Origin of the sequence: Endobacterium panacihumi (genome assembly GCF_050847465.1) — a bacterium.
GTDB lineage: Bacteria > Pseudomonadota > Alphaproteobacteria > Rhizobiales > Rhizobiaceae > Neorhizobium > Neorhizobium panacihumi.
Map to the genome: position 1 here is coordinate 1,356,801 of NZ_JBOZRA010000001.1, position 20,641 is coordinate 1,377,441.

A 20,641-nucleotide genomic window follows, 5' to 3' on the forward strand; every position below is an offset into this window, starting at 1 on the left:
ATACTTTCGAAACCCATTCGGGAGCCTAATGATCATCTGGGTTGATGATCTGGCGTGAAGGAGACGCGGAAGACATGAACTGGTCCTGGAACAGAAACACTCCGCACCCCGCTCCTGCATCGGACGCCGGAGGTGCCGCTGTTCTCGATGCTCCTCCCAGACCTCCCGAAAATCCGCAGCACCGCAAAGCCAAGATCGCACTGGCCCTCGGCGGCGGCGCGGCACGTGGCTGGGCCCACATAGGTGTGCTGCGCGCGCTGGACGAAGAAGGCATCGAAGTCGGCATGATTGCCGGCACCTCGATCGGCGCGCTCGTCGGCGGCTGCTACCTCGCCGGAAAGCTTGATGAACTGGAAAATTTTGCCCGCTCGCTGACCATGCGCCGCATCGCCGGCCTGCTCGATCTCACAATCGGCGGCGGCGGCCTGTTCGGCGGCATGCGGCTGACCAAGCGCATGCAGGAACATATGGAAGGCATCGCCATCGAGGACCTCAGCCGTCCCTTCGTTGCCGTCGCAACCGAATTGCAGAGCGGCCACGAAGTCTGGATCGCCAGCGGCTCGCTGATCACGGGCCTGCGCGCCTCCTACGCCCTGCCCGGCATTTTCGAGCCGGTCAAATGCAACAACCGCACGCTCGTCGATGGGGCGCTGGTCAATCCGGTTCCGACATCCGTCTGCCGCGCCTACGAGCAGCCGCTCGTCGTCGGGGTCAATCTCAACTACGACATTTTTGGCCGTGCAGCCGTGGTGCGCCACAATGCCAGCATTCAGGAGATCGAGCAGCGGCAGCGCATGGACGATGCCGGCGGTCGTGCGGCCAGCCGCATCAGCATGACCGGCACGATGGTGCAGGCCTTCAACATCATTCAGGAACGCATTTCCCGCGCACGCCTCGCCGGTGATCCGCCGGATCTGGCGCTGCATCCGCGCCTCAGCGATATCGGCCTGTCGGAGTTTCACCGCGCCGGCGAAGCCATCCGGCGCGGCTACGAGGAAACGAAAGCGCAGATCGTCGCGCTGAAGCGCATGCAGGAAATCTGCGCCCGATGATCGCTTCAGCCGGTCAGCCGGCGATATAGGCCTTGATCTGTTCGGCTTCGTGTTCGATTTCGCTGATGCGCGATTTCACCACGTCGCCGATCGAGATAATCCCGACAAGCGCTCCATCAGCCTCCACCGGCACGTGCCGGAAACGACCGGCCGTCATCATTTCCATCAGCTCGTCATCGGTATTGTCTTCACGACAATGCGTGACATTGGCGGTCATCGAGGACGATACCGGCTTTTCCAGCACCGCCGCTCCCTGGCTGGCAATGGCGCGCACCAGATCGCGCTCGGTGAAAATTCCGGCGATACGGCCTTCAAGACTTGTCACCACGACGGCGCCGATATGCTTTTCGTTGAGGATGGCTGCGACTTCGCTCAGGGTCTGGTCGCGGCTGACCGAAACGACATTGCGGCCTTTGGCATCCAGCATGCTCTTTACGGTTTGGGGCACGGTTCTCTCCTCACGTTTCTTTTGCGTTTCCGCGAAACGTTGCAACGCAAAAAGCCCTCCCCGGCCAGCGCTGCAACCATAGGGATGGTGCCTCGTTGAAAGCCTAAAAGCAACATTTTGTGAGAGACCGGCGTTCAGCGCACCCGATCGAACATCCCGAACAGCAGGTAACCGAACAGAAAACCGCCGATATGCGCATCCCAGGCGATGGCATCGGAGCCGGCATCGAACAGCGGCAGTCCGACCGCAATCAGGATATTGCCGGCGAACCACAGCGCCACGAAGACGGCCACGGTGCGGTTCTTGAGGGAGCCGATGATCGACTGGCGGGGGTAAAGATGGCCAAAGGTGCGATCGTAACCGCCGTGGCGCGGAAAGGCGAAACGGCAGGCAGCCCCCATCAGCGCCGAGATCACCCCCGATGCACCGATCAGAACTGTCGGCTCGCCCCAGTTGAGACCGGCATGAAAAAAGGCCGATGCCGCAGCCGAAAAAATCCAGAAGGCGAGATAACGCGCAGCGCCGATGCGGCGGACAACAGGGGCGCCGAAGGCAACCAGCCAAAGACCGTTGAACAGCAGATGCTGCATGCTGCCATGCATCAGCGAATAGGTGACCGGCGTCCAGATTTGCCGCAATCCCTCATCGGCAAAGGGATAGAGATAACGAAGCGGAATGAATGCAAACGTCACCAGCAGCCATTCACGCCACGGGTCCGGCAACAGATAGGCGTCGACCAGATAGATGCCTGCCAGCAGCAGCACGGTCGCTGTGAGAATGCCCGGCAGGTTGAAAACCGGCTGACGGCCTTCATCCTGAGCCGGATCATCGTCTCTCGACTCATCGTCTGTCGGCGGCGGGGCGGGCATATCCGGTCTGTCGCTCATCATTCACCTGCTCATTTGTCCCCCAGCCTTACAGGAGCGACGCAGCAAACGGAAGCAACCGCCTCACCGCCGGCGCTCATCTGGCATGGTTTTCGCTACGGTCATCATACGGGGCCGGGGAAGAATGAATCTTGTACCGAAATACGACACATGGATACGATGCAGACCGAAGCAGGAAACGAATTATTCAGCTATTGGCTTGAACTGAAACGAGATGGCGCACTCCCGCAGCAACGGGAGTTCGAACCAGCACGCGTGCGCCACATGCTCCCCGATCTTTTTATTCTCGGCAAAAACGACGCCGGCATTCTGTCCTTCCGGCTGGCCGGCACCCGTCTTTGTGCGATTTTCGGCCACGAGTTGCGCGGTCGTCCTTTTGCCTGCCTGTGGCATCGCACGCAGCGCCGCCATGCCAATATCGGCATACAGGCGATGCTGGCGCGTGGCCGGCCGATGGTGACGGACGTCACCGGCATTGCCGCTGAAAGCGTGCATGAATACCAACTGGTGTTGCTGCCAATGCGCTCGGGCGATTCGGAACCTGACCGGATTATCGGAGCGATCCTGCCGCGGCAGCCTCGCAACAGTGCGCGCCTTGAGACGATTTCATGTCTGCATGCCGGCGAATCGCGCAGTATCGGTGAGGATAACCCGCAAATTCCTCCGGATCGGACGCGGTTTTCACGCTTCATGCGCCGTCTTCTATCAATTGAAATAGTAGATGACGGTCTTTCTGGAAGAAGCTGACAAGCCAATCAGAACGTTCTATTAACCGCGATGGGATATCCATTACAGCGCCCTGCACCGCTCGGCGCATAATGGGCGTCATAACATTTAAGAACTTGCGCATCGCGACTTGAGAGAACGAGCATGTACTCTTTCCAGCCAGCTCAACCATCGACACCACCGCAGGGTGCGCAGGAGCGCGCCTTCCAGCGGGTGACGGTTGGCATGAGCGGCCGACTGATGCTCGAAAGCCACGAGGAATTTCCCTGCACGGCAGTGGAAATGTCTCCGGGCGACGTCGTCTTTTCGTGCGAGGCGCGACCATCCGCCAATGAGCGCGTGATCGCCTATATCGAAAACCTCGGTCGTATCGAAGGCAATGTCATCGGCGTCACCGCCGATGGTTTCTACATGTCCATCAATGCCACGGACCGCAAACGCGAAAAACTGGCCGCCCAACTGACCTGGCTTGCCAACAAGCATGAACTCGGACTGCCGGAAGATCGTCGCCACGATCGTCTGACGCCGCGTGTGACCCGCACGGAGATCGTTCTGGACGACGGACGCAAATATCCATGCAAGATCGTCGACCTTTCGCTTTCGGGTGCCGCCGTCGACATTGAAATCCGCCCGGCACTCGGCACACCGGTCATGCTCGGCAATATGCGTGGCCGCATCGTGCGTCACTTCATCGAAGGCGTGGCGATCGAATTCGCCTCGGTCCAGTCCCGCGAGTCGTTGCGGGCTTTCCTTTAGCCGCACGCAGGCTTTCCAAGATTAACGATCTACCCCGCCGGCGGCTCAAACCGCCGGCTTTTTCGTGTCATTCGCCAGGGCGGGACGGCCAAGACTCGACAAAATTGGCGGCGCAACGAAAAAAATCTCGTTTCGGCACGTTTTTTTTGAGCCCCGAATTGATGCGTACCGACCTGAAACAGTGACCAAGTGCCTGACAAACAAGGTTTACGAGCGATTGAGCATGACAACGTGCTCGATCTTCAACCACTTCGCCAACCTTTAATCCGGCATCATCGAAAGTGCCAAAATCACAATAAAACCAGAGCGATAAGGCGTCATAGCGTTTGCGGGACGGCGCCAATGGTTCAAATTTGAACTAAATTTAGCGCAAATACGCTTCGAATTTTCGTCGACTTTTCTGCGTGTTTTATGCGCATTGAATTCAAATAAGCATTTGTTTTTACGACGGTATTTTCCGCCGGATCAAAACCTTGCTGCGATTGTCTCCTCACCAACGGGGAGACAAGAAAAATGACGAAGAGCACAGCCCTGGTGATCGCCGCTATCGCCACCTTCATCGCAGCATTTCAGCCACAGCTCGCATCCGCTGCCGGTGGCACGATGAAGGTCATCGGTCAGGCCAACCCGCCGATCGGTCATTACGAATTCTGCAAGACCTATCGCAGCGAATGCGTCCGCACCAATGGTGACCGTGGCGCGGTCGCACTGACCGAAGACAAGTGGCGCACCCTGCTCGACGTCAACTACACCGTCAACACCGCTATCCAGCCGATGACCGACCAGGAAATCTACGGCGTCGAGGAGAAGTGGGCCTACCCGACGACAGTCGGCGACTGCGAGGATTTTGTTCTCCTCAAGCGCAAGATGCTCATGCAGAAGGGCTTTGATGCTTCGTCCCTGCTGATCACCGTCGTGCTGCAGCCGAATGGCGAAGGCCATGCCGTACTGACCGTGCGTACCGATCGCGGCGATTTCATCCTCGACAACATGCGCAACAAGGTCATGCTCTGGGCCGATACCGAATACACCTACCTGAAGCGCCAGTCGAACGAAGATCCAGGCCGCTGGGTCAAGCTGCAGGATGGCCGCGCCATCGCAGTCGGCAGCGTCAGCCAGTAATTCTTGCAATGCCCTCACTGAAAACTTGCCCGGCCCACGCAAACGTGGCGCCGGGCTTTTTTTCGTTCGCCCTGCCTGCTCCGCACAAGCCTCATGTGAAAAGACATGCTCGGCAGCAGGCAGGTCACCATGGCGCAACAGGACGATTATCAGGAACCACTGATCAGCAATCGGATGGCATTTGGCCTGATGGCAGGTCTTGGCCTCATGGTCGCCGCAACCTTCGCCATCAGCCTCGGCGGCCAATGGATCGGCCCGAGACTGGCGCTCGGCAGCCATACCGACAGCCGCGAAGAGGTCACTGTCCGCATTGGCCAGGACGAATTGCGCCTGCCGGTCAACACCATCCGTTTCGGCGAACAGCGGCACTCCGGCGACAGTGAACGAATCGACCTCTACCTCACCTGGCCGGAAATGCAGGGCTACAGCGTCCCCCTCAAGAATCGTTTCGACGATTCACACACCACGGACGGACTGATTTTTCTGCAATTGTCGCAAAGCACCATGTCACGCGACATGTCCGGACGCGTGGAGCCGATCTATTCCCGCCTGTTCGACGGCGCGCCCCTGCCCGGCCCTTATGGGCTCACCGCGCATCACCTTCGCGCCGATAGCGGTTATGGCCAGGAAGTCATCCTGACCGCACCGACGGCCGGCGGCGACAGCTATGCCGTCCGCTGCCTGATGCCCTCGCGATCGACCGAAGCGAACTCCACGTCGGCCGCCGCCGCCAATAGCGCAAGTTGCCAACGAGACATAAGGGCGGGACAGGACCTCACGGTTCTTTATCGATTCTCTCCGTCGCTTTTGCGAGACTGGGGACGCATTGACGCCGCAATCGCCCGTTTTGTACGTGAGCGCGCTACCAAGCGAAAACTCGCGCAATAAGCTGCTAAAATTCGATCAAACGCTGCAACGTCGGGTTCATCATAAACGAGTTGGTAACGCTGCTGACCTAAAGTGCACTGCAACGGCACGCTGCGGGGGCGCGACCGGACCCATTACCATCGAGTTGCAAGTAGCGAGTGCAGGCGTGTTGAAAACCCTCTTCAGTTCATCTCTCCCCAAGGATGGCGCATCGAAAACCGCCCGGGTTGCTGGTCGGTTTGTAGCGGCGATCGTAGCGTCGACGATTTTCGTCAGTCCCGCTCTCGCCGCCAAATATGCCGGCATCGTCGTTGACGCCAAGACCGGCAAGGTTCTCTACAACGAAGATGGCGATGGCCTTCGTTATCCGGCCTCCCTCACCAAGATGATGACGCTTTATCTTGCGTTTGAAGCGCTGGAAGCCGGCAAGATTTCGCTGAGCGACAAGGTGCCGGTCTCCGCGCACGCGGCTTCGGAGCCGCCTTCCAAGCTCGGCGTTCGTGCCGGTGGTTCGATCAGCGTCGAACAGGTCATCCTGTCGCTGGTCACGCGTTCGGCCAACGACATGTCCACCGCCATGGGCGAATTCCTCGGCGGCTCGGAAGCGCGTTTCGCGCAGATGATGACCAACAAGGCCCGTGCGCTCGGCATGACGCGCACCACCTATCGCAACGCCCACGGCCTGCCGAACACCGCGCAGATGACGACGGCCCGCGATCAGGCCCGCCTCGGCATCGCGCTGCGCCAGCACTTTCCGCAGTATTACGGCTATTTCAACACGCGTAGCTTCCGTTTCGGCAAGCAGGTCATCGGCAACCACAATCGCCTCGTCGGCAATGTGAAGGGCGTTGACGGCATCAAGACCGGCTATACGCAGGCTGCCGGCAGCAACCTTGCCACATCCGCACAGCTCGATGGCCGCTCGATTGTCGCCGTCATTCTCGGCGCCAAGGGCAGTGCCGCCCGCGACGCGCAGATGCGCAAGCTTGTCGCCACCTATCTTCCAAAGGCCTCGCGCGGCGGCAACAGCAACCTGATCGCCCAGACGGCTCCGGCGCCTTCGCTGCCGGTCACGGATGTTCCCAAGCCGAGCACTCCGTCCGTCGATGTTCGCCAGCTGGCTTCCATGGACCTGCCCAATGCCGGTCCGACGCCTGAGGCGCGTTACGAACAGAAGGTTGCGGGCGCATCTGCCTATGCGGCCGAACCGAAATCGCAGGGCGCGCGCGATGCCGTTTCTTCGGTCATTGCAACGAATGCACCGGTTCCGCCGCGTGGCCTTGCACCGGCCGCCGGCTACCTGAAGGAACCGGCATCGGAGCAGAAAGTTGCTGCCGTAACCGATGCCGTGACCACCGCATCGACACGTTCCGACCGTCAGGCCGCAACGGCACAGCAGATTGCCGGCTGGGTTGTCCAGATCGGCGTTTCGCCGAACCGCGACATGGCGATGGGCCTGCTGTCCAGCGCACAGGACAAGGGCGGCAGCGCACTTCGCGGTGCAAAGCCGTTCACGGTCGCCGTCAACGCCAATGGCAGCCAGCTTTATCGCGCCCGTTTCGGCGGGTTCGACGACCAGAAGACGGCCGTCAATGCCTGCAACGCCCTGAAGAAAAAGGGTATCAAATGCTGGGCTTCGCTCCAGTAAAGCACATGGGTGACGCTGCCGTCGGCTAACCGGCGGCAGCAGCCGGGCTGCGTTTCTTGGCCCGGTTTCGTTTCAGCCCTCGAAGAGTAAAGCGTACGAGGTCAGATATGGCAGTGAACGAAAACAACATCGAACGTGAATTCCCGACGACGTTGAAGAGCCCGATGCGTGGGCCGTCGCTGCATCCCTTGCATGAAGCGGCCATGCGGATTGCCGGAATGGGCATGAACCGCCCGCGTGAAAAGACTCGCGATCTGGTCGGCCTGCTCCTGACGCATGCGGCACGTGCCTGGCGCTACACCCAGCCGGAAGCAAAAATCCACCTGCATATTTCCGTGCGGTCCGGCAACGCGCCGATCCACATGCGGCTGCGCTGATCGACAGCAGTCTCACACTTCAAGGCGCGCCAATGGCGCGCTTTTGTCGTTTAGAGCGGTTGATTGTTAAATGGAACCAGTTCTGTTGGCTCAAACGGAGTTGGATGGTCGCATGGCCGGCGCGCGTCGTAGCCAAAGCATACGGCCAAGCCGGCCATGCGATCAGCCGGCCCGTTTCAGCCAACCCCGAAGGGGCCGGGCATCTTTCCGCCGGGATCAGCGGCGATCGGCTCGACCGTACCTTCCGGTATGCCCTTCGCCAATCGCCACTGCCCCGACGAAAACCTGCTCCGGCAGAACTGTTTCCATTTAACAATCAACCGCTCTAAAGAAGGCCGAGTTCCGCCAGTTCCCGCCGCAAATCTTCTGGCAGCGCCATGACGTCTTCGCCGAGACTGCCGAGATCGGCCGGCGCATCTTCCGCAGTCAGATACCGCCAGCCCTGGAAGGGACGACGCGGCTGCGGCATGGTCTCGATCACTTCAGGCCCGAGAATGAGATGGCAGCGACCGATGCCGTCACCGCCCGTAAACGTCTCGATGTCGAGCAGTTTCTGCCGCGCCATGACCTGGCCCTTGATCACCCAGTACAGCGACCCGCCGGCCAGCAGTTCCTCGACGCGCTTGGGAACCATGCGTGTGGTGTGCACCGAATGCGGCTCAAGACCGGCGGCGATTGCGCTCAAGGAACGTTCCGCCACCCATTCCTGCAAATCCTGAATGGAATCGGCGCCGACGCAAAGTTTGACGAGATGAAGTGCCATGTCTTCGCTTCAAGACCCATACGCGGCCCACGTCAAGCCAAGGTCGCGGCATGGCAGGCCTGCATCCACAGGCCCGCCATCAGCGGGTCAGCATTCCACGACATTGACGGCTAGGCCGCCGGTCGAGGTTTCCTTGTATTTCTCGCTCATGTCGTTGCCGGTCTGGCGCATGGTCTCGATACAGGCGTCGAGCGGCACAAAGTGCGTGCCGTCGCCCTTGATCGCCAGGGAGGCTGCCGTGACGGCCTTCACCGCTCCCAGCGCGTTGCGCTCGATGCAGGGCACCTGTACGAGGCCGGCGATCGGATCGCAGGTCATGCCGAGATGGTGTTCGAGCGCGATTTCGGCGGCATTCTCGATCTGCTCCGGCGAACCATCCATGACAGCCGCCAGACCCGCCGCCGCCATCGCCGCCGCCGAACCGACTTCGCCCTGACAGCCGACTTCGGCGCCGGAGATCGAGGCATTGTGCTTGATGATGCCGCCGACGGCCGCTGCCGTCAGCAGGAAGGTGTGGATGTCTTCGCGTGTCGCATCCTCGTGAAAATGCAGGAAATATCGTACCGTCGCCGGAATGACACCCGCCGCACCATTGGTGGGCGCGGTGACGACGCGGCCGCCGCCGGCATTTTCCTCATTCACCGCCATGGCATAAACGGACAGCCAGTCATTGGCGAGCAGCGGGTTCAGCCGGTTGGAGCGCCATTCGGCCTCCAGCTTTTCATGGATGGCGCGGGCACGGCGGCGCACTTTCAGGCCACCCGGCATGATACCGTCCACCTGCAGGCCGCGATCGATACAGCGGCTCATCGCATCCCAGATGCGGTCGAGCCCTTCGTCGAGCTCGGTGCGGCTCATCTTGGTTTCTTCATTGGCGCGCTTCATCGCGGCGATGCTGAGACCGGCGCCGCGCGCCATCTCGAGCATTTCCTTGGCCGAGGAGAAGGGATAGGGCACGCGGTCGGAACTGACCTTTTTCTGGCCGCGCATCGCTTCCAGTTCGGTATCCGTCACCACGAAACCGCCGCCGATCGAATAATAGATACGCTTCAGCAGCAGGCGACCATCCTTGTCGAGCGCCTCGAAAGCCATGCCGTTGGCGTGTCCCGGCAGCGGCACCTTCTTGTCGTAGATCAGGTCCGTCTTCGGCTGGAACTCATAGGCCGGATGACCGGGCGGCGTTACACGCCCCGTGCGCTCCACCTCGGCAATGATACCGTCCATCGCGTCAGGATCGACGCTTTGCGGCGCCTCTCCCATCAGGCCCAGAACGACCGCCCTGCCCGTGCCATGACCAATTCCGGTAAAAGCCAGCGAGCCATGCAGGCTGACCTTCAGCGCCGCCACATGCGCGCCCGCTGGACGCGGCCAGTCGTCCGACAGGATCAGGTCGAGAAAGCGATTGGCAGCCGACATCGGACCCATCGTGTGGGAGCTCGAGGGGCCGATACCGATCTTGAAGACGTCGAAGACGGAGAGAAACATGGCAGTCCACATCGCGAGTAATATGAAGTCAGGCTACGCTTGACGAAAGGCAAGCTAAGGCGATTGCCCGACATCCGGTTTTGTCGCAGCGACATAGGATCAAAATTCCTGTTACGCAATGTGGATAGGATGATCGTGATCGCGTAGCCACCTTGCCGGGCATGCCGATTCTGACGCATTACAGAAGAATTCGCTGAAATTCGGTCCTTTCCAACCCGGTCATGCCCATGTCGAATGCCGACTATATCGCCCTTCTCCTCTTCGTCGTCCTCTGGGCGCTTTACAGCTGGTTTTCCGCCGGTTCCGGCGGCAAATACCTGCCGCGCCAGAGCCTCAACCGGGTGATGGCCGAACGCCGCAAGAACTGGATCTACAATTCGCTGACCCGCGACCTGAAGATGATCGACACGCAGATCCTTGCGGGCCTGCAGAACGGCACGGCATTTTTCGCCTCGACATCCATTCTCGCCATCGGCGGCTGTTTTGCGCTGCTCGGCGCCACCGATCAGGTGGAAGCCGTGTTTCGCGACCTCGCCATCGCCTCCTATGGCGGCCGCACCTCGTTTGAGCTGAAGGTCGCGGGCCTCACCGTCATCTTCGGTTATGCCTTCTTCAAGTTCGGCTGGTCCTATCGCCTGTTCAACTACTGCACCATCCTCTTTGGCGCGCTGCCGATGATGCACGAGACGAACGGCAATAGAGAGGCCGCCGAACGCGCCGCCGATCAGGTGATCCGCATGAACACGATCGCAGCCAGCCACTTCAATTCGGGGCTGCGCGCATTTTTTCTGTCGATCGGCTATCTCGGTTGGTTCGCCGGGCCCTATATGTTCATGGCCATGACGGTCGTCGTCATCGTCGCCCTGACCCGCCGCCAGTATTTTTCCGAGGCGCGCCAAGCTGTCATGGAAGATGGGCGATGATGGAAGACGGACGCCGCTCAACGCCCAATCCAGCCTGAAAGAGTTTTCGTGGCCATTGCTGAACCGACTTCGAGCGCGCCGAAAAAGCCGCGCATCCTTCTGATCGACACGCTGCGCGGCTTGGCACTGATCGCCATGGCCTCCTACCATTTCACCTGGGACCTCGGCTTCTTCGGTTATATCCCGTTGGAGACAGCGACACAGGGCGGATGGAAGCTTTATGCCCGTTGCATCGCCAGTTCCTTCCTGTTCCTCGCCGGTTTCAGCCTTGTTCTCGCGCATATACCGTCCATTCGCTGGCAATCGTTCGCCAAGCGTTTCGGCATGGTCGCCACCGCCGCCATCATCATCAGCATCGGCACATTCTTCGCCATGCCGGACGAATGGATCCATTTCGGCATCCTGCACAGTATCGCACTGACGGGCCTCATCGGCCTAGCATTCCTGCGCCTGCCGCCCCTGTTCACCGCGCTCGTCGCCATCGGCATTGCCGCTGCGGGTTATATCAACGGCCATGTCTACCCCGGCCTGTTCAGCAGCACCTTCTTCGACCCGCGTTATCTCAACTGGACGGGCTTTGCCGCAACGCCTCCGCGCTCCAACGATTTTGTGCCGCTGTTTCCGTGGCTGGCAGCGCCGTTGATGGGCATCGCGGTCGGCAAACTCGCCCTTACCCGCGGCTGGCTGACACGCCTCGCCGCCTTGCAAACCAAGCCCAACATTCTCGGGAAAGCCGGACAGCACAGCCTCGCCTTCTATCTGATCCACCAGCCGGTGCTGATCGGCCTGCTCTACATCTTTTCGCTGGTTTATCCCGCCCCGGCCCCCGACCCTATGCAGAGCTACATGCGCACCTGCGTGAGTGGATGCAACGGCGCCGGGCAAGACGCCGGCATGTGCCAGCGCTTCTGTTCCTGCACGGGGGAACGTCTCGAACAGCAATCCTTGCTGGTGCCGATGAACCAGGGGCAGATCAACCCGCAGACCGACGAGCGCGTTCAATCACTCGCGCAGGAATGCTCGATCATCGCACGGTAAGCGTCTGGCATGAGGATCAGGTGCCAACCCCGATTTCGGCTAGACGCGTGAGGCAGGCTTCCTCGACATTGTCGAGTTCGATCAGCGTTTCCTCGATATCCTTGCGTTTCTGGCGCAGGTCTTCGCGCTTCTCGTCGATGCGCTTCATCAAGAGCTTCAGCTGCCCCATCTCGCCCGGCGGTTCCTTGTAGACCTGTACGATCTCGCGGATTTCGGCGATGGTGAAACCGATACGGCGGCCGCGCAGGATTTCCTGAATGAGGCGACGGTCGGCCGTGCGAAACAGGCGGGTCCGTCCGCGGCGTTCGGGATGGATAAGGCCCTCATCCTCGTAGAAGCGAAGGGTCCGCGTCGAAACGCCGAATTCGCGGGTCAGTTCGGTAATGCTATAATATTTGTTCACGCGCGTGCCCTTTTCAGAGCAGCAAATTTAATTGACCTTTACGTACAAGTCAATTTTGGCCCATCAACTGATGGCGAACCACCATGTCGCAAGGCCGAGAAACGAGAAAAAGCCGATGATATCGGTGATCGTGGTAACGAATACCGCGGACGCGACCGCTGGGTCTGCCCCGAACTTGTCGAGCAGCAGAGGCACCATGATGCCACCGATTGCCGCCGCCATCATGTTGATCAGCATCGCGGCTGCGATGATGCCGCCGATATTCGGATCCTGAAACCACAGGCCGGCGACCGTGCCGATCAAGATGCCGAACAGCACGCCGTTCAGGAGCCCGACACCGGCCTCACGACGGATGATGCGCCAGGAATTGTGGATATCGAGATCACGGGTGGCTAGCGCGCGCACCGTCACCGTCATCGTCTGCGAGGCCGCATTGCCGCCCATACCGGCCACGATCGGCATCAGCACGGCGAGCGCCACGATCTGCTGAATGGTGGCATCAAACAGGCCGATGACGGAGGCCGCCATGAAGGCGGTGACGAGATTGACCAGCAGCCACGGCACACGCGACCGAGACGTCGCTTTCACGGAGTCCGACAGTTCTTCGTCACCGACACCGCCGAGACGCATGATGTCTTCTTCCGCCTCTTCCTGCATGACGTCGACGATATCGTCGATGGTCAGCACGCCGACAAGACGGCCATTGTCGTCGACAACGGCAGCGGAGAGAAGGTCATACTGTTCGAAAAGCTGCGCCGCCTCTTCCTGGTCCATGTCGGCATGGATCGGGTAATTGGTCTCGCGCATGATGGTTTCGATCTTCACCTGACGCTTGGTGCGCAGGATACGATCGAGATCGATGACGCCGAGCAGCTTGAAGGTTGGATCGATGACGAAGATCTGCGTAAAACTTTCCGGCAGATCCTCTTCTTCGCGCATGTAGTCGATCGTCTGGCCGATGGTCCAGAACGGCGGCACCGCCACGAACTCGGTCTGCATGCGGCGGCCGGCCGAGCTTTCCGGGTAATCCAGCGCGCGGCTGAGGCGAACGCGTTCGGTAAACGGCAGTTGCGCAAGGATTTCCTCGCGGTCCTCCTTGTCGAGGTCTTCGAGAATGTAGACGGCATCGTCCGAATCCAGATCGCCGATGGCCGCGGCAATCTGCTCGTTCGGCATCTGGTCGACGATCTCCATACGGATCGTCTCATCGACCTCCGTCAGCGCCGTCAGGTCAAAGTCGTCGCCGAGCAGCTTGACCAGCGCCAGACGCTGGTCCGGCTGAATGGCTTCGAGAAGGTCGCCGAGTTCGGATTCGTGCAGTTTCGCCACGTTCTGGCGCAGGAACAGCACATCGCGATCGGCAATCGCGGCACCGACCATGGCGAGGAAATCGGCGCGGATGGCGCCCTCTTCCGAATAGATGTCGTCGGAAAGCTCTTCCGGTGTCGGGCGAAGGCGATCTTCGTCGATATTCGTCATCAGGCCGCCCTCAAACTTAAAGGAATCGCACCGCCATTCGTCGCGTCGGACGAATATGCAGCGAAAAACCGATTTTCAACAACTGGATAGCGCAACCGGCCGGGTTTGGTTCCCGAGGCGCGCGGTTATCTGCTAGAACAATTCCAAAGCAGGGTCCAGAGCCGTTTTGACCCAAGCCAAAACCGATAGTTTCTCGTCAAGGTGCCGCGTGACACGCCTGAAAATTCTAGCCTATCCGGATCCTCTTCTCAGCCAGCCCTGCCGACCCGTCACCGTGTTCGACAATAACCTGCGCACGTTTGCCAACGATCTTCTGGAAACGATGCGGGCAGCCCCCGGTGTCGGCATTACGGCCGCCCATGTCGGCACGCTTCTGCGCCTCACCGTGATCGAACTTTCGCCGGAAGATGGCGTGCGCATCTACGCCAATCCGGAGGTGCTGATCTCGTCGGAAGAGACGATGCGGCATATGGAAGGCAGCGTGTCCATGCCCGGTTTTACCGACGAGGTGGAGCGGCCGAGACAGATCCGTTTCCGTTATCAGGATCTCGAAGGCGTCGCCCACGAAGAGGATGCAGAAGGTTTTCTCGCCATCTGCATCCAGCATGAAATCGACCAGCTCGACGGCATTTTCTGGCTGAAGCGACTGTCGCGGCTGAAGCGCGAGCGACTGGTCAAAAAATGGGAAAAATCGTCCCGCGCTTAAACGCAATATAGAACAATCCGCCGACCTGCACGTTATGCCTCCCGAGACCAAAATCAGGAGGCTGTCATGGCATTGAAGAAAAGCGAAAACGACCTGTCGCGCGAAGAGGATTTTCGCGACTACGAGGCGCGCGATATCGATGAAGGCTGGCCTTATGCCGACAAGCCGGGCGCGACCTCGAAACCGGCCGGCAACGGTGAATACGGCGCCTCCGGCAATTTTGACCGCGAGCGCAATGGCGGTTTCCGCGTCGACGGTATCGAGGCCGATGGTCAGGAAAACCGGCTGCGTGACCGTGGCCTGCCGGAAACCGTCGGGCGCGAGAATGACGACGATCTCGAGGAACGCATCAGCGATGCGCTCGAAAATCTCGAAGACCTGCAGATGGAAATGATCGACCTGCATGTCGACGATACGACCGTGGTACTGGAAGGCATGGTCGATGACGACGCGCTCATCCCCCGGATCGTTGCCACTGTGCAGCGCGTTCCAGGCGTCGGCCGCGTCGTGAACCGCATCACATCGGGCGGCGTCGACAGCCACATTCCGGATGACGACGAATAAAGTCAGACAATGCGGATGGTCGGCGTGGCCAGCAGCGTATTGCTGACCGTACAGATTTCTTCCGCCTTATGAATGATTTCGGCGCGCTGTTGCGCGTCGAAATCCCCCGACAGTTCGAATTTCACGTCAAAATTCTCGACCCGCGCCGGTTCGCCGGAACTCTTCTGTCCCGTCACATGGACGGACACCTCTTCCAGCTTTTCCAGAATGCCCATGCGGCTCGCGGCAATCCGCGCGCTCAAGACGAGGCAGGCCGCGAGCGACGAATAGAGGAGGTCCAGCGGATTGAAGCCCGGCATCGAGGCGCTGGTGATGACATCGAGTTCACCACCCGTTTCGCTGACGAGATGCGGATGGCCGTGACGTCCGACCTTGGCCAGCGCTCCCACCGGCCGCGATTTCACCTTCACATCGACCATTCAAAATCCCCGCCTTCCAAAACCGTATCATTCCGCCTGCGAGCGCACAGCCGCCTCATAGGCCAGCCGCGCCCATTTCGTCATCTCGTCGGGATCGTCCAGCGCCTCTTCCGGCACGGTCCAATAGGGCATCAGCACCGGCTTACCCTTCTTGCCCTCGTAACTCCATTGCTCGGCACCGGCTGCGGCAAATTCCGGCCCGCTGATCGCATCGGCCTTCAGCATCAAAGTGTCACGCAATTCCAGCGCAAAGATCAGGCCGCGATGATAAATGCCCTTGCCGCCGAACATGCGCTTGACGGTGACCGGCCCGAGACCTTCAAAAATTTCCTCGATCGCGACGATATCCATGATGCACTCCAATTAACCCGCCTATCGATAGGATTTCATCACCGCCATTGTCCATGGCAAACATCTTCGTGTTATAGGCGAAACTCTTTGACGCAACCGGCCCGCCGATCCAGATTGGGCGGACCGGCAGAGTGAAACAGTTGAGCATCATGATCGCGACGTTGAAAGCCCCGACCTTTGCCGTTGCCGGCCTGCTGCTGGCGGGCACCTGCACGGCCATGGCGGCAACCATTGGTGTCGTCGCGCCGCAGGGCGGGCCTTATGCAGGCCTTGGAGCGCAGGTTCTGGAAGGCGCGCGCGCTGCCGCCGCCAAAACCGGCGACCGTCTGGTCGAAATCAACGAGACCTGCGAACAGGGCGCCGGCAAGGCGATCACTGAGCGCCTGCGCGTCGAACAGGCCGCTGCCGCTATCGGCTTCCTCTGTGTCGAAACCCTGTCCGAAGCACTGCCGGACCTGAAGGATGCCCGTATACCGGCCATCACCCTGTCGGTGCGCTCCAAAATCCTGATGGAGGATGCGCAGCGTTATGAATGGCCGTTCTTCCGCATGGCGCCGGCCGATGGCGACGAGGCGGAAAAGCTTGCCGAGGTGATGCTGACGCAATGGCAGAACCGCCCGATCGCGCTTGTCGAGGACGGCACGATCTATGGCCGCGATCTCGCCAGCGTCATTCGCCAGAAGCTGGAAGCGGGCGGCATTAAACCCGTCTTCACCGACACCTACCGTCCCGGCCAGGAACAGCAACTGGCGCTGGTACGGCGGCTGGCAAAAGCCGGTGCCACCCATGCCTTTGTCGGCGGGGATCGCAACGACACGGCAACGATTGCCCGCGATGCGGCGGCCGACAAGATTTCGCTGACCGTGATCGGAGGCGACGCGCTGAAATCCGCCAATCGCCCGATCCCGCTGCCGGACGGCGTGCTCGCGGTCACACTGCCGGATTACACAACGCTTCCCGAAGCCCAGACTATCGTCGGCGAATTCCGCGCCCGCAACGCCGAGCCGGATGGTTACGCCCTGCCCGCCTATGCGGCCGTGGAAATCGTCCGCCAGGCCGCTGCGAACGGTAGCGTCATCGACCACCTCATCGAACAGTCTTTTTCCACCGTCATCGGCCCTATCGGCTTTGGCAAAGACCAGGAATTACAGGCCAATCCGCTGCGTCTTCTCGAATGGCGCGACAACAATTTTCTCGAGCCGGCGATGCGAACCGATTGATACGGTGACCGGTCATTGTCTCGGTTATGACGCGGTGCTAAGGCCAGCCAAATTCAGTCCCTGCCGGAGATTTTTCGCATGACGCTGCCGATCCGTATCGCCCCTTCCGTTCTTGCCGCCGATTTCTCCCGCTTGGGTGAGGAAGTGCGCGACGTCGTCGAAGCCGGCGCCGACTGGATCCATCTCGACATCATGGACGGCCACTTTGTGCCGAACATTTCCTTCGGCCCTGACGTCATCAAGGCACTGCGCCCACATACCAAGGCGTTTTTTGATTGCCACCTGATGATCGCGCCGGTCGATCCCTACCTCGAAGCCTTCGCCAAGGCCGGTTGCGACAGCATTACCGTGCATGCCGAGGCGGGTCCGCATCTGCACCGCTCGCTGCAGACCATCCGCTCACTCGGCAAGAAGGTCGGCGTCACGCTCAATCCGGCCACGCCGCTGTCTGTCTTCGAAAACGTGCTGGATGATATCGATCTCATCCTGATCATGAGCGTCAATCCCGGTTTCGGCGGCCAAAAATTCATTCCGGCCATGCTCGACAAGATCGCTGCCGCCAAGGCGATGATCGGTGATCGCCCGATCGAAATTCAGGTCGATGGCGGCATCACCACCGAGACGATCGGTGCGGCGGCAAAGGCCGGCTGCAACGTCTTCGTTGCCGGCTCGGCGATCTTCGGCAAGGGCGACAAGTCCGCCTACCGCACCGAGATCGACACGCTGCGCCGCAACGCCGAAACCGCGCGGGCCTGATGCCCGCCGCCCGGCCCCGGATGAAGGCAATCGGCTGCATGACGGCAGCGGCCTTCCTTTGGGGCTTGGCAATGACGACCGCGGCGGTCGCCGGCCTCTTTTTGCGCGACCGCATCGAAACCTTTCATCTGCCGACGATCCTTTTCATCTTTTTTCTCGGCGGATTTTTCGGTTGGTGGGCGGTCGAACTTGTGAGCCACGTTCTCAAGCAGTATGTCCGTGTTCGATGGCTGTTTCTCGCCATCGCCATCACTGCACTTGCCGCCGGAACCGTATTCGTCACAGCCGGTCTTTTTGCGCTCGAATACCGGTCTTTTTACGCGCAGTGGCACGCCGAACCGCCCAGCCACATATGGCTGCTGCAATTCCTCTTCACCTCGGCCTCCGCCTACTACCAGTTCGCCGTGATGGCGCTACGCCTATACCTGCCGCTCGGTCCTGTTTTCCTCGCGGCAGCCGCGTGGCTGTTTCGATATCGCTGGAATCCGCTGCGCGCGTTGTGAAACCGGCAACACTTTGCTACAGGGGCGCAACTCTCGACAATCAGGAAGGCCCCCGCCCATGATCCCTCGTTATTCGCGCCCCGAAATGGTCGCCATCTGGTCGCCCGAAACAAAGTTTCGCATCTGGTTCGAAATCGAGGCGCATGCCTGCACAGCACTGGCAGACCTCGGCGTCATCCCGAAATCGGCCGCCGAAACGATCTGGGAAAAGGGCAACGCCGCCACCTTCGACGTCGCGCGCATCGACGAGATCGAAGCCGTCACCAAACATGACGTCATCGCCTTCCTGACGCATCTGGCCGAATTCATCGGCCCCGACAGCCGTTTCGTGCATCAGGGCATGACCTCGTCCGACGTGCTCGACACCACGCTGAACATCCAACTGGTACGTGCAACGGATATCCTGCTTGCCGGTGTCGACCGCGTTCTGGCGGCGCTCAAGACCCGCGCCTTCGAACACAAGGACACGGTGCGCATCGGCCGCAGCCACGGCATCCATGCCGAGCCGACCACGATGGGCCTGACGCTTGCCCGTTTCTACGCCGAAATGGACCGCAACCGTACGCGCCTTGTGGCTGCACGCGCCGAAATCGCCACCGGCGCCATTTCCGGAGCCGTCGGCACCTTTGCCAATATCGACCCGCGCGTGGAAGAATATGTCTGCGAGCAGCTTGGCCTCATCGCCGAGCCGGTCTCGACGCAGGTTATCCCGCGTGATCGCCACGCGATGTTCTTCGCGACGCTCGGCGTGATCGCCTCGTCAATCGAAAACGTCGCGATCGAAATCCGCCACATGCAGCGCACGGAAGTTCTGGAAGCCGAAGAGTTTTTCTCTCCGGGCCAGAAGGGTTCGTCGGCAATGCCGCACAAGCGCAACCCGGTCCTGACCGAAAACCTCACGGGCCTTGCCCGTCTGGTGCGCATGTCGGTCGTGCCGGCCATGGAAAACGTCGCTCTCTGGCACGAACGTGACATCAGCCATTCCAGCGTCGAGCGCGCCATCGGCCCGGATACGACAGTGACGCTCGATTTCGCGCTGAACCGTCTGGCCGGCGTCATCGAAAAGCTTGTCGTTTATCCCGACAACATGATGAAGAACATGAACAAGTTCCGCGGTCTCGTGCATTCGCAGCGCGTGCTTCTGGCATTGACGCAGGCCGGCACTTCGCGCGAAGACGCTTACCGTCTGGTACAGCGCAACGCCATGAAGGTCTGGGAACAGGGCAAGGACTTTTTGGAAGAACTGCTGGCCGACGCCGAAGTCCGTGCGGCGCTCTCGGAAAGCGACATCCGTGAAAAATTCGATCTCGGTTATCACACCAAGCATGTCGACACGATTTTCCGTCGCGTTTTCGGCGAGGCGTAATTTCATCATCAAGATCGATCAACCCTCGGCGCGCCGAGGGTTGATCTCCCTGAAGACCGAACACAGATAAGCGGCATGAAAGCTTCAGACGCAGAAATTCTCATCGTTCCTGGTTACACCAATTCCGGCCCGACCCACTGGCAGACTCGCTGGGAGCAGAAGCTCGGCACCGCCCGCCGTGTAGAACAGGCGGAATGGGCAAAACCGGTGAAGGAAGACTGGGTGAAGCGGCTGGTGGAAGAGGTCAATGCCTCGACGAAACCCGTCGTGCTCGTTGCCCATTCGCTGGGCGTGGCAACAGCAATTCACGCCATCCCGCATTTCGAAAAGCCGGTCGCCGGTGCCTTCTTCGTGGCACCGCCGGATGTCGCCAACCCGGCGATCCGGCCGAAACATCTGATGACCTTTGGCCCCTACCCGCGTGATCCGCTGCCCTTCCCGGCTCTGACGATTGCCAGCCGCAACGATCCGTTCGGTTCCTATGAGCATGCTGACGACATCGCCAATGCCTGGGGATCGACGCTGATCGATGCCGGTGAATCCGGCCATATTAATGCCGAGTCGGGACATGGACCATGGCCGGAAGGTACAATGGTCTTTGCCCAATTCCTTGCCAAGCTGAAAGCGCCGGAGACCTGATTCCATTTTGGCGATGCCGTTTTCCCATGCCAAACCTCCGGCAGGTCGAATGACGGTCGCAATTGGGGTTCTAGCTTTCGCAACGCTCAGGCAAGCACCGCACAAGACTCGCGGCTGATGATAGCCGGACGAAACGATTATCA

Annotated in this window: 24 protein-coding genes; 16 read left to right on the forward strand and 8 right to left on the reverse strand. The window is 60.2% G+C overall.

The features are described 5' to 3' along the window. Nucleotides 1-74 precede the first annotated feature (74 nt). Nucleotides 75-1,052, forward strand: coding sequence for a patatin-like phospholipase family protein (locus tag ACRQ1B_RS06760; protein WP_432292872.1), 978 nt, complete (start codon nt 75-77; stop codon nt 1,050-1,052). Nucleotides 1,053-1,065: 13 nt separating this feature from the next. Here ACRQ1B_RS06760 and ACRQ1B_RS06765 read toward each other — a convergent pair whose 3' ends face one another. Continuing rightward, nucleotides 1,066-1,500, reverse strand: coding sequence for a CBS domain-containing protein (locus tag ACRQ1B_RS06765; protein WP_432292873.1), 435 nt, complete (start codon nt 1,498-1,500; stop codon nt 1,066-1,068). Nucleotides 1,501-1,634: 134 nt separating this feature from the next. After that, entirely contained in the window at nt 1,635-2,369 is a 735-nt protein-coding gene (locus tag ACRQ1B_RS06770) for a rhomboid family intramembrane serine protease (protein WP_432293826.1), read from the reverse strand. A gap of 168 nt (nt 2,370-2,537) precedes the next feature. On the opposite strand from ACRQ1B_RS06770, the gene ACRQ1B_RS06775 reads away from it, so the two are divergent. The 6 genes from ACRQ1B_RS06775 to ACRQ1B_RS06800 all read left to right on the forward strand — a co-directional run bounded on the left by ACRQ1B_RS06775 (nt 2,538) and on the right by ACRQ1B_RS06800 (nt 7,883). Next, nucleotides 2,538-3,134 carry a PAS domain-containing protein gene (locus tag ACRQ1B_RS06775; RefSeq protein WP_432292874.1) on the forward strand — a complete coding sequence of 199 codons (597 nt, stop codon included), beginning with the start codon at nt 2,538-2,540 and terminating at the stop codon, nt 3,132-3,134. Between the two features lie 123 nt (nt 3,135-3,257). Beyond that, nucleotides 3,258-3,869 carry a PilZ domain-containing protein gene (locus ACRQ1B_RS06780; RefSeq protein ID WP_432292875.1) on the forward strand — a complete coding sequence of 204 codons (612 nt, stop codon included), beginning with the start codon at nt 3,258-3,260 and terminating at the stop codon, nt 3,867-3,869. Nucleotides 3,870-4,382: 513 nt separating this feature from the next. Then, a complete protein-coding gene (locus ACRQ1B_RS06785; RefSeq protein WP_432292876.1) occupies nt 4,383-4,991 on the forward strand; it encodes a transglutaminase-like cysteine peptidase in 609 nt (202 codons plus the stop codon). 105 nt (nt 4,992-5,096) lie between these two features. After that, nucleotides 5,097-5,879: a hypothetical protein gene (locus ACRQ1B_RS06790; protein ID WP_432292877.1), complete on the forward strand. Its 783-nt coding sequence runs from the start codon at nt 5,097-5,099 to the stop codon at nt 5,877-5,879. A 229-nt stretch (nt 5,880-6,108) separates the two neighbouring features. Further along, entirely contained in the window at nt 6,109-7,506 is a 1,398-nt protein-coding gene (locus tag ACRQ1B_RS06795) for a serine hydrolase (RefSeq protein ID WP_432293827.1), read from the forward strand. A 107-nt stretch (nt 7,507-7,613) separates the two neighbouring features. Then, nucleotides 7,614-7,883, forward strand: a complete 270-nt coding sequence (locus tag ACRQ1B_RS06800; protein WP_153352193.1) for a hypothetical protein — start codon at nt 7,614-7,616, stop codon at nt 7,881-7,883. A 325-nt stretch (nt 7,884-8,208) separates the two neighbouring features. On the opposite strand, the gene ACRQ1B_RS06805 is transcribed toward ACRQ1B_RS06800, so the two are convergent. Together ACRQ1B_RS06805 and ACRQ1B_RS06810 are read right to left on the reverse strand one after the other, a co-directional pair. Then, a complete protein-coding gene (locus tag ACRQ1B_RS06805; protein WP_432292878.1) occupies nt 8,209-8,646 on the reverse strand; it encodes a DUF1489 family protein in 438 nt (145 codons plus the stop codon). A gap of 87 nt (nt 8,647-8,733) precedes the next feature. Next, nucleotides 8,734-10,131, reverse strand: coding sequence for an L-serine ammonia-lyase (locus ACRQ1B_RS06810; RefSeq protein ID WP_432292879.1), 1,398 nt, complete (start codon nt 10,129-10,131; stop codon nt 8,734-8,736). Between the two features lie 227 nt (nt 10,132-10,358). Here ACRQ1B_RS06810 and ACRQ1B_RS06815 point away from each other — a divergent pair, with 227 nt between their 5' ends. Beyond that, nucleotides 10,359-11,054, forward strand: a complete 696-nt coding sequence (locus ACRQ1B_RS06815; RefSeq protein ID WP_432292880.1) for a DUF599 domain-containing protein — start codon at nt 10,359-10,361, stop codon at nt 11,052-11,054. Nucleotides 11,055-11,102: 48 nt separating this feature from the next. Continuing rightward, entirely contained in the window at nt 11,103-12,092 is a 990-nt protein-coding gene (locus ACRQ1B_RS06820) for a heparan-alpha-glucosaminide N-acetyltransferase (protein WP_432292881.1), read from the forward strand. Nucleotides 12,093-12,108: 16 nt separating this feature from the next. Here the strand turns inward: ACRQ1B_RS06820 and ACRQ1B_RS06825 are convergent, their stop codons facing one another. After that, nucleotides 12,109-12,495 carry a MerR family transcriptional regulator gene (locus tag ACRQ1B_RS06825; protein ID WP_432292882.1) on the reverse strand — a complete coding sequence of 129 codons (387 nt, stop codon included), beginning with the start codon at nt 12,493-12,495 and terminating at the stop codon, nt 12,109-12,111. Between the two features lie 63 nt (nt 12,496-12,558). Next, the gene (gene mgtE / locus ACRQ1B_RS06830; RefSeq protein ID WP_432292883.1) at nt 12,559-13,974 is read right to left on the reverse strand and encodes a magnesium transporter; all 1,416 of its coding nucleotides are present in this window, start codon (nt 13,972-13,974) and stop codon (nt 12,559-12,561) included. A gap of 208 nt (nt 13,975-14,182) precedes the next feature. On the opposite strand from mgtE, the gene ACRQ1B_RS06835 reads away from it, so the two are divergent. Then, on the forward strand, nt 14,183-14,680 hold the full coding sequence (locus tag ACRQ1B_RS06835) for a peptide deformylase (RefSeq protein WP_432292884.1): 498 nt from the start codon (nt 14,183-14,185) through the stop codon (nt 14,678-14,680). Between the two features lie 66 nt (nt 14,681-14,746). Continuing rightward, nucleotides 14,747-15,244, forward strand: coding sequence for a BON domain-containing protein (locus tag ACRQ1B_RS06840; protein WP_432292885.1), 498 nt, complete (start codon nt 14,747-14,749; stop codon nt 15,242-15,244). A gap of 2 nt (nt 15,245-15,246) precedes the next feature. Here ACRQ1B_RS06840 and ACRQ1B_RS06845 read toward each other — a convergent pair whose 3' ends face one another. Beyond that, nucleotides 15,247-15,663: an OsmC family protein gene (locus ACRQ1B_RS06845; protein ID WP_432292886.1), complete on the reverse strand. Its 417-nt coding sequence runs from the start codon at nt 15,661-15,663 to the stop codon at nt 15,247-15,249. A gap of 27 nt (nt 15,664-15,690) precedes the next feature. Beyond that, on the reverse strand, nt 15,691-16,014 hold the full coding sequence (locus ACRQ1B_RS06850; protein WP_432292887.1) for a TfoX/Sxy family protein: 324 nt from the start codon (nt 16,012-16,014) through the stop codon (nt 15,691-15,693). Between the two features lie 152 nt (nt 16,015-16,166). On the opposite strand from ACRQ1B_RS06850, the gene ACRQ1B_RS06855 reads away from it, so the two are divergent. The 5 genes from ACRQ1B_RS06855 (at nt 16,167) to ACRQ1B_RS06875 (ending at nt 20,498) form a co-directional block, all read left to right on the forward strand. Further along, complete coding sequence (locus ACRQ1B_RS06855; RefSeq protein WP_432293828.1) at nt 16,167-17,234, forward strand: branched-chain amino acid ABC transporter substrate-binding protein; 1,068 nt, start codon at nt 16,167-16,169, stop codon at nt 17,232-17,234. Between the two features lie 78 nt (nt 17,235-17,312). Further along, nucleotides 17,313-17,990 carry a ribulose-phosphate 3-epimerase gene (rpe, locus tag ACRQ1B_RS06860; protein ID WP_432292888.1) on the forward strand — a complete coding sequence of 226 codons (678 nt, stop codon included), beginning with the start codon at nt 17,313-17,315 and terminating at the stop codon, nt 17,988-17,990. A 71-nt stretch (nt 17,991-18,061) separates the two neighbouring features. Beyond that, a complete protein-coding gene (locus ACRQ1B_RS06865) occupies nt 18,062-18,493 on the forward strand; it encodes a hypothetical protein (RefSeq protein ID WP_432292889.1) in 432 nt (143 codons plus the stop codon). 58 nt (nt 18,494-18,551) lie between these two features. After that, complete coding sequence (gene purB / locus ACRQ1B_RS06870) at nt 18,552-19,859, forward strand: adenylosuccinate lyase (protein WP_112733330.1); 1,308 nt, start codon at nt 18,552-18,554, stop codon at nt 19,857-19,859. Between the two features lie 75 nt (nt 19,860-19,934). Then, nucleotides 19,935-20,498 (forward strand): RBBP9/YdeN family alpha/beta hydrolase, encoded by a 564-nt coding sequence (locus ACRQ1B_RS06875; RefSeq protein WP_432292890.1) that lies wholly within the window; start codon nt 19,935-19,937, stop codon nt 20,496-20,498. Nucleotides 20,499-20,641: the final 143 nt, after the last annotated feature.

Coding starts and splice junctions, on each gene's coding strand:
- purB (WP_112733330.1), top strand. CDS start 18,552: ATGATCCCTCGTTATTCGCGCCCCGAAATGGTCGCCATCTGGTCGCCC.
- ACRQ1B_RS06865 (WP_432292889.1), top strand. CDS start 18,062: ATGACGACCGCGGCGGTCGCCGGCCTCTTTTTGCGCGACCGCATCGAA.
- ACRQ1B_RS06815 (WP_432292880.1), top strand. CDS start 10,359: ATGTCGAATGCCGACTATATCGCCCTTCTCCTCTTCGTCGTCCTCTGG.
- ACRQ1B_RS06780 (WP_432292875.1), top strand. CDS start 3,258: ATGTACTCTTTCCAGCCAGCTCAACCATCGACACCACCGCAGGGTGCG.
- ACRQ1B_RS06785 (WP_432292876.1), top strand. CDS start 4,383: ATGACGAAGAGCACAGCCCTGGTGATCGCCGCTATCGCCACCTTCATC.
- ACRQ1B_RS06805 (WP_432292878.1), bottom strand. CDS start 8,646: ATGGCACTTCATCTCGTCAAACTTTGCGTCGGCGCCGATTCCATTCAG.
- mgtE (WP_432292883.1), bottom strand. CDS start 13,974: ATGACGAATATCGACGAAGATCGCCTTCGCCCGACACCGGAAGAGCTT.
- ACRQ1B_RS06800 (WP_153352193.1), top strand. CDS start 7,614: ATGGCAGTGAACGAAAACAACATCGAACGTGAATTCCCGACGACGTTG.
- ACRQ1B_RS06770 (WP_432293826.1), bottom strand. CDS start 2,369: ATGCCCGCCCCGCCGCCGACAGACGATGAGTCGAGAGACGATGATCCG.
- ACRQ1B_RS06790 (WP_432292877.1), top strand. CDS start 5,097: ATGCTCGGCAGCAGGCAGGTCACCATGGCGCAACAGGACGATTATCAG.
- ACRQ1B_RS06845 (WP_432292886.1), bottom strand. CDS start 15,663: ATGGTCGATGTGAAGGTGAAATCGCGGCCGGTGGGAGCGCTGGCCAAG.
- ACRQ1B_RS06875 (WP_432292890.1), top strand. CDS start 19,935: ATGAAAGCTTCAGACGCAGAAATTCTCATCGTTCCTGGTTACACCAAT.
- rpe (WP_432292888.1), top strand. CDS start 17,313: ATGACGCTGCCGATCCGTATCGCCCCTTCCGTTCTTGCCGCCGATTTC.
- ACRQ1B_RS06850 (WP_432292887.1), bottom strand. CDS start 16,014: ATGGATATCGTCGCGATCGAGGAAATTTTTGAAGGTCTCGGGCCGGTC.
- ACRQ1B_RS06760 (WP_432292872.1), top strand. CDS start 75: ATGAACTGGTCCTGGAACAGAAACACTCCGCACCCCGCTCCTGCATCG.
- ACRQ1B_RS06775 (WP_432292874.1), top strand. CDS start 2,538: ATGGATACGATGCAGACCGAAGCAGGAAACGAATTATTCAGCTATTGG.
- ACRQ1B_RS06840 (WP_432292885.1), top strand. CDS start 14,747: ATGGCATTGAAGAAAAGCGAAAACGACCTGTCGCGCGAAGAGGATTTT.
- ACRQ1B_RS06810 (WP_432292879.1), bottom strand. CDS start 10,131: ATGTTTCTCTCCGTCTTCGACGTCTTCAAGATCGGTATCGGCCCCTCG.